At 63.5% G+C, this 6826-nt stretch carries 6 protein-coding genes; 2 read left to right on the top strand and 4 right to left on the bottom strand.

Going from position 1 to position 6826, the window contains the following annotated elements; genetic code table 11:
• On the top strand, positions 1-400 hold a 400-nt coding region (dut, locus tag DF196_RS12200; RefSeq protein WP_109058073.1), incomplete at its 5' end, for a dUTP diphosphatase.
• 184 nt (positions 401-584) lie between these two features.
• Positions 585-2909, top strand: a complete 2325-nt coding sequence (locus DF196_RS12195) for a RelA/SpoT family protein (RefSeq protein WP_109058080.1) — start codon at positions 585-587, stop codon at positions 2907-2909.
• A gap of 194 nt (positions 2910-3103) precedes the next feature.
• Here DF196_RS12195 and DF196_RS12190 read toward each other — a convergent pair whose 3' ends face one another.
• The 4 genes from DF196_RS12190 to DF196_RS12175 all read right to left on the bottom strand — a co-directional run bounded on the left by DF196_RS12190 (position 3104) and on the right by DF196_RS12175 (position 6819).
• Complete coding sequence (locus tag DF196_RS12190) at positions 3104-3643, bottom strand: peptidylprolyl isomerase (RefSeq protein WP_109058072.1); 540 nt, start codon at positions 3641-3643, stop codon at positions 3104-3106.
• Positions 3644-3772: 129 nt separating this feature from the next.
• Complete coding sequence (locus tag DF196_RS12185; RefSeq protein ID WP_109058071.1) at positions 3773-4825, bottom strand: hypothetical protein; 1053 nt, start codon at positions 4823-4825, stop codon at positions 3773-3775.
• A 246-nt stretch (positions 4826-5071) separates the two neighbouring features.
• On the bottom strand, positions 5072-5773 hold the full coding sequence (locus tag DF196_RS12180) for a nitroreductase family protein (protein ID WP_109058070.1): 702 nt from the start codon (positions 5771-5773) through the stop codon (positions 5072-5074).
• Between the two features lie 110 nt (positions 5774-5883).
• Positions 5884-6819 carry a DMT family transporter gene (locus DF196_RS12175; protein ID WP_109058069.1) on the bottom strand — a complete coding sequence of 312 codons (936 nt, stop codon included), beginning with the start codon at positions 6817-6819 and terminating at the stop codon, positions 5884-5886.
• Between the last annotated feature and the right edge of the window lie 7 nt (positions 6820-6826).

Raw genomic sequence — 6826 nt, 5'->3', positions numbered from 1 at the left:
CCAGCGGCACTACGCCCACGCGGGCGACGCCGGCGCCGACCTGATCACCACCGTCGATGTAACGCTGAAGCCATTCGAACGGGCGCTCGTGCCCACCGGCGTGGCCATCGCCCTGCCCGCGGGCTATGTGGCGCTGGTCCACCCGCGCTCCGGCCTGGCCGTCAAGCAGGGCGTCACCGTACTGAACGCGCCCGGCACCGTCGATGCCGGATACCGCGGCGAGATCAAGGTGCCGCTGATCAACCTCGACCCCGAACACACTGCCGTCTTCCATGCAGGCGATCGCATTGCCCAGATGGTGATCCAGCGGTACGTCGAGGCCCGGTTCGTGCCGGCCGAGACGCTGCCCGGCTCCGACCGCGCCGAACGCGGGTTCGGATCGACCGGCGTCGCGTCCTGATTCGTCGCCGATTGCGGGAGTCTCACGGGATGGGACGGCGACCCCGTTCCACGGTGTCTGCATGACGGCATGGCGTAGGCAAGGTACGGTTCGTGCGGCCGGGTGATGACCGGCCGCGGACAGTCGCGCGCGCAATGCGCCGGTTCGCGGTTACAATGAACTTCACATGAGGGAGGTGACTGGCATGTCGGAGATTGATGGCGAGCAGTATGCCGCCCGCAAGCTGGGTTGTGAGATCAGCGCAGATCCGATCAATCCGCTTGAGCCGATCAAGAAGGTATGTGAGGCGCATCACCCGGGGGAGGATTTGTCCATCCTCGACCGTGCGTACCGTCGTGCGGTGATCCAGCATTCGGCGCAGCGCCGCAAGTCGGGCGAGCCGTACATCATCCATCCGCTGGCCGTGTCCCAGATCCTCGCGGACCTGGGCATGGGACCGGTGGTGGTGGCCGCGGGACTTCTGCATGACACGGTGGAGGACACCGACTACACCCTCGACCAGTGCCGCGCCGAATTCGGCGACACCGTGGCCGGTCTGGTGGATGGTGTCACCAAGCTGAGCCAGCTGGAGGTGGGCGATTCGGCGCAGGCCGAGACCATCCGCAAGCTCGTGGTGGCCATGAGCCGTGACGTGCGTACTCTGGTGGTCAAGCTCGCCGACCGTGTGCACAACGCCCGCACCTGGCGTTACGTGAAGACCTCCTCCGCCCAGAAGAAGGCGCGCGAGACGCTCGACGTGTACGCGCCATTGGCCAACCGTCTCGGCATGAACGCTATCAAGACCGAGCTGGAAGAGCTCAGCTTCAAGGTGCTCTACCCGAAGATCTACAACGAGATCGTGGTGTTGGTGGCCCGTCGAGCCGGCCAGCGTGACGTGTACTTGAAGCAGATCCTTGCCGAAATCAACGAGGATCTCGACGAGCAGCACATCAAGGCGTATGTGACCGGACGCCCGAAGGACTACTTCTCCATCTATCAGAAGATGATCGTGCGCGGCCACGATTTCGCCAACATCTACGATCTGGTGGGCGTGCGCATCATCGTCGACACCATCCAGGACTGCTATGCGGCGCTCGGCGCCGTGCATGCGCGATGGAACCCGGTTCCCGGCCGGTTCAAGGACTACATCGCCATGCCCAAGCTCAACATGTACCAGTCGCTGCACACCACGGTGGTGGGCCCGGGTGGCAAGCCCGTGGAAATCCAGATCCGCACGTGGGACATGCACCGTCGTGCCGAGTTCGGCATCGCCGCGCACTGGAAGTACAAGGAGAACGGCCAGGCCGGCCGTGCTTTGAGCTCGCCGGACAAGTCCGACCGCAAGCGCGACTCCGGCAACCAGGAACTTTCCGAGGCGGACAACCTCAAGTGGATTCAGCAGCTCGCCGATTGGACCTCCGAAACCCCGGACTCCAATGAATTCCTGGGTTCCCTCAAGGAGGATCTGGGCGCGGCCGAGGTGTACGTGTTCACCCCGAAGGGCAAGATCGTCTCCCTGCCCGCCCATGCCACGCCTGTGGACTTCGCCTACGCCGTGCACACCGAGGTGGGCCACCGCACGATGGGCGCGCGTGTCAACGGCCGTCTCGTGCCGCTCGACACCACGCTCGACAACGGCGACACCGTGGAGATCCTGACCTCCAAGTCGGACACCGCCGGCCCGTCGCGTGACTGGCTGAGCTTCGTCAAGAGCCCGAAGGCGCGCAACAAGATTCGTCAGTGGTTCTCCAAGGAACGCCGCACCGAGGCCATCGAAGAGGGCCGCGACGAGTTGACCCGCGCCATGCGCAAGCGCAACCTGCCGGTCAACTCGCTGCTGACCCCCGAGGCGCTGGTCGGCGTGGCGGACGACCTCAACTTCCCCAACGCGGACGCCGTGTTCGCCGCCATCGGCGACGGCCAGATCTCCACGCAGAACGTCATCTCGCATCTGGTCAAGGATGCCGGCGCCGATGAGGTGGATGAGGAGGTGGAGCAGGAGGTCCTGCCCCTCAAGCCCGCGGAACGCAAGTCGCCGAGCAGCTCCACCGGCATCTCCGTCAAGGGCGTGGGTGACGTGTGGGTCAAGCTGGCACGTTGCTGCATGCCGGTGCCGGGGGACTCGATCATCGGCTTCATCACGCGCAACCAGGGTGTCTCCGTGCATCGCACCGACTGTCAGAACATGATCGATCTGAAGGCCAAGCAGCCCGAACGTGTGGTGGACGTCCAGTGGACAAGTACCAAGGGCCTGTTCATGGTCAAAATCCAGGTCGAGGCGCTGGATCGCCGCAACCTGCTTTCGGATGTGACGCGCGTGCTCTCCGATCACGGCGTGAACATCATCTCCGGCAACATCGCCACTGGTTCCGACCGTGTGGCCACCAGCCAGTTCAGCTTCGAGATGGCCGACCCGCAGCACCTCAACACGCTGCTGGCCGCCGTGCGCAAGATCGACGGCGTCTTCGACGTCTACCGCATCACCGGTGCCAAGGAATCCGCCGAACCGCGCCTCAGGAAGATGAAGTAATCGAGATACTGGCGGGTCGATAAGTACTTGCCGTTAATCTGGCTCCCCTCTCCGAGGGGAGCTATCGCCTATGGCGACTGAGGGGAGCATCACCTGACGCACGTCGTCTCTCGGATATATCCAAACGAATAAGGGCTTCTGATGGTTGACATCAGAAGCCCTTATTTCGTCTATTCGTCGTGAAGAAAAGAACCCTACTCCGCCACGTCCACGGACAGGATCACGGCCGGCTCAAGCGGACGGTCCATCGGATCGGTGGCCACGGCCTCGAGCTTGTCCACGACCTTCTTGGAGGCATCGTCAGCCACCTCGCCGAAGATGGTGTGGTGGCCGTCCAGCCACGGGGTCGGCACGGTGGTGATGAAGAACTGGGAGCCGTTGGTGCCGTGGATCTGGCCGTCGCGGCCGCGACGCAGGCCGGCGTTCGCCATGGCCAGCAGGTACGGGCGGTCGAACTTCAGGCTCGGGTCGATCTCGTCGTCGAACTCGTAGCCGGGGCCGCCGGTGCCGGTGCCGAGCGGGCAGCCGCCCTGGATCATGAAGTCCTTGATGATGCGGTGGAAGGTCAGGCCGTTGTAGAACTTGCCGTGGGAGGGCTGGCCGGTGTACGGGTCCGCCCACTCCTTCTCGCCGGTGGCGAGGCCCAGGAAATTGGCCACGGTGTTCGGGGCCTTGTCGTCGAACAGGTTGATGGTGATGTCACCTTCGGAGGTGCGCATGATGATAGTGCTCATAGTGTTCCAGTCTCTCATTGCCCCACGTCAAATCACATGCGGCTATGACATCGGGGAATGAAAAAGCCCGCCGGATCGTTGGATCCGACGGGCTTGGTGAGACTGCCGAGGCCTGGCTTCGGTGGCGTCTCAGCCGATGGATTTGATGCCGGTGCCGCTGTCGCTGCCGGTGTTCGAGGAGGTGCCGGAGCCGGAACTCGTTCCGCCGGACGTGGAGCCGTTCGAGGAATCGGTGGATCCCGTGGTGCCGGAATTCGTGCCGGAATCGGTGGTGCCCGAGTCGGTCGAGCCGCTGTTCGTGCCCGTGGAGCCGCTGTTGGTACCGGAGTTGGTCGAACCGTTCGTCTCGGTGGATTCGCTGTTCGTGCCGGAGTTCGTGCCATTGGAATCGGTCGAACTATCGGTGCCGTCCGACTCTGAGGAATCGGTGCCGTCGGTGGAGCCGTTGGACGTGGAATCCTTGGAATTGTCCGTGCCCTGCTGGTTCGTGGAATCACTGGGCGGGGTGGGCGTATTCGTCTGCGTGTCGGTGTCCGTGTCCGTATCGGTCGGCGTGGTGACGGTCGGCGTGCTCCAATCGCGCACCACACTGTCCGTGCCCTGGCCGCGGGTGAGCAGCATCACGATGCCGGCACTGATCGCAACGGCCAGAAGACCGGAGACCAGCGTGACGATGACGGCCATGCGCTTGGGGTTGCGTGGCTTGCGCGCGCGACGCAGTTCGGCCACCGAATAGGTGCGGCCGGCCTCACGGTTGGAGATGATCTCACGCGGCTTGCGCGCGGCGGCCTCGATACCGGAGACCGTGCGGGTCTGATCGTCGGCATCCGCGGATTCGTCCGCATCGGCGTGATGTTGTTCGCCTTCGCTCGATTCGGACGAACCGTCGGCACCCTCGGCGGATTCATCGGGTTCGCCGGGCTTATCGGACGCCTTCCCGTCGGACGAGCCGGAGTCGTCGTCGGAATTGCCGCCGCCGCTGACGGCCTGCAGCTTCTCGCCGGACGCCGTCAATACGTTCTTGTAGATGTTCGTGGCCACGGAGGACACGATGTAACTGATTGCCGCGCCGATCACGGAACCGGCGAGACCGATCTTCGCTGACAACAGGAACGAGGTGACGGCCGCAAGGGTGCCTGCCACGATCGAGGAGAGGGAAAGACCTTGGAAAAACTTCTTCACAATGATGAACCTAGACGTTTCCGCTCCAAAGTTCCTGAAGGCTCGATGAAAGCAACGGAATGCTTACACGAGACCTTCAAAACCTTCACAATCGGTATGACAAAAATGAAGGCTCTGTTAAACCAAGATTGACATGGATTCCCTTGGACTACCCCTCAGTCGGCTTCGCCGACAGCTCCCCTGACAAGGGGAGCCAAGAATAAGGGGCATGTCAATCTTGGTTTAACAGAGCCAAAGTGAATGGGCTTATGCCCACACGAAATCGGCATCGGCGGCGGCCAGCTCGAAATGCAGCTTGGCAATGCCCAGACCGATCTCGGCCTGCACGCCCTCCAACGCCTCGGCTTTCACCGTATGCCCGTCGGCCAGCAGCGTGAAACGGAACGGCTGCTTGCCCAGGGCGCTCGGAGCCAGCATCACCGCTTCGATACCATGACGGAACCAGGCGGGGGATTCGGCGTATGAACCCTGCTCCACAGCGGCCAGTTCCTCGGCGGGTTTGCTGCGATGCGCGCGTCCCGGACGGGTGCCATGGCCGAGCACGATGGCCGCGGGCATGCGGCCGCCTTCGCCGAGCGTCCAACGGCCGTCATGTGCATCGGTCTCATGCAGGACCACCCAGGAGGTGTCCAATCCGAGCGTCACGGCCGTGAGTGCCAGCAGTTCGCCGGCATGACCCGCGCGTTCGTCCAGACCGTTCTTGCCGCCGTTGGTCGTATCCCTGCCGATCAGGGCGATGAGATTGCGCACGTTCCTGAATCGTCCGTAATGGGTCGGGCATCCGCCGAACGCATCCGGCACGTCGTGAATCAACTGGATATCCAGACCGTGCGCGGCGTTCGCCTCGCCGATGGCGGCTTCAAGCGCGGCGATCTGGTCGGCGGTCAACGGCTCGTCGGTGTAGTCGCGCACCGCATGGCGCTCTTCCATGGCCTCAAGCAGATTCATCACAGTCCTTCTCAATACATTGCCTATACGTATGCCCGCATACGGGCGGATTAGTGCGGTTCCATACTAGCCGTCCGGCCGCGCCCCGCCGCACGATGGCATCCGATCGGTCAGTTGCGGTGCAGCGAGTGCTTCGTCGGCTTGATCACGGACATGAGCACGGCCGCGAAGATCAGCGCGAAGCCCACCAGCGAGCTCCACATGATGCGCTCGCCCCAGAATAGCGCGGAGAACGAGACTGCGAACAGGCTTTCGGTGCACATGATGATCGAGGCCTGGGAGGCCGGCACGTGCGCCAATCCGATGTTCTGCATGATCTGCGCGCTCATCGTGGCGCCGAGGAACAGGTAGAGCACGCTGGCCACCACCGAGGGTGCCAGCCATTCGGCATTCGGCATCGGCTCGGTGAACAGCGCGCCGACCAGGAACAGGACGCCCGCCACGCCGAACTGCACGAACGTCACGGCGATCGGGTCGAACCGCTTGGTGTACACGCCCAGGCACGTCAGGTTGAAGGAGAAGATGATGGCGGTGGCGATGGTCAGCCAGTCGCCGGTGCTCAGGGACAGCGATCCGCCGGGTTTCAGGGAGACGAAGCCCACGCCGACCAGACAGATCACGCCGGCCACCAGATTGATGGCCTTCGGGCGCGTCTTCGAGATGATCCAGGTGGCGAACGGCGTCAGCACGCAGTAGGCGGCGGTCAGGAACGCGCTACGGCCCGGTTCGATGGTCTGCAGGCCGATGGTCTGCGTGACCATCGTGCCCCAATACGTGAGGCCTACCACCAGCGCCGGCACGATGATCTTCGGCGTCAGATACGGCACGATGTGCCTGTGGAACAGGGCCAGCATGCACAGGCACGCGCCGACCATGCGCAGACCCATGAGCCACTGCGGGGGAATCGCCTCCATGGCGAACTTGGCCAGCAGATAGCTGCCGCCCCACAACGCCGCGCAGGCCAGCAGCATCAGACGGGCGAGATTCGGCGGAAACGAGCGTGACCAACGGCTGCGCAACGAGCTGAAACGGTCGGCCAATCCCATAATGCAC

Source organism: Bifidobacterium callitrichidarum (assembly GCF_003129905.1).
GTDB lineage: Bacteria > Actinomycetota > Actinomycetes > Actinomycetales > Bifidobacteriaceae > Bifidobacterium > Bifidobacterium callitrichidarum.
Note: the sequence above shows the minus strand (reverse complement) of the source record. Positions and strands in the feature narration are given on the sequence as shown.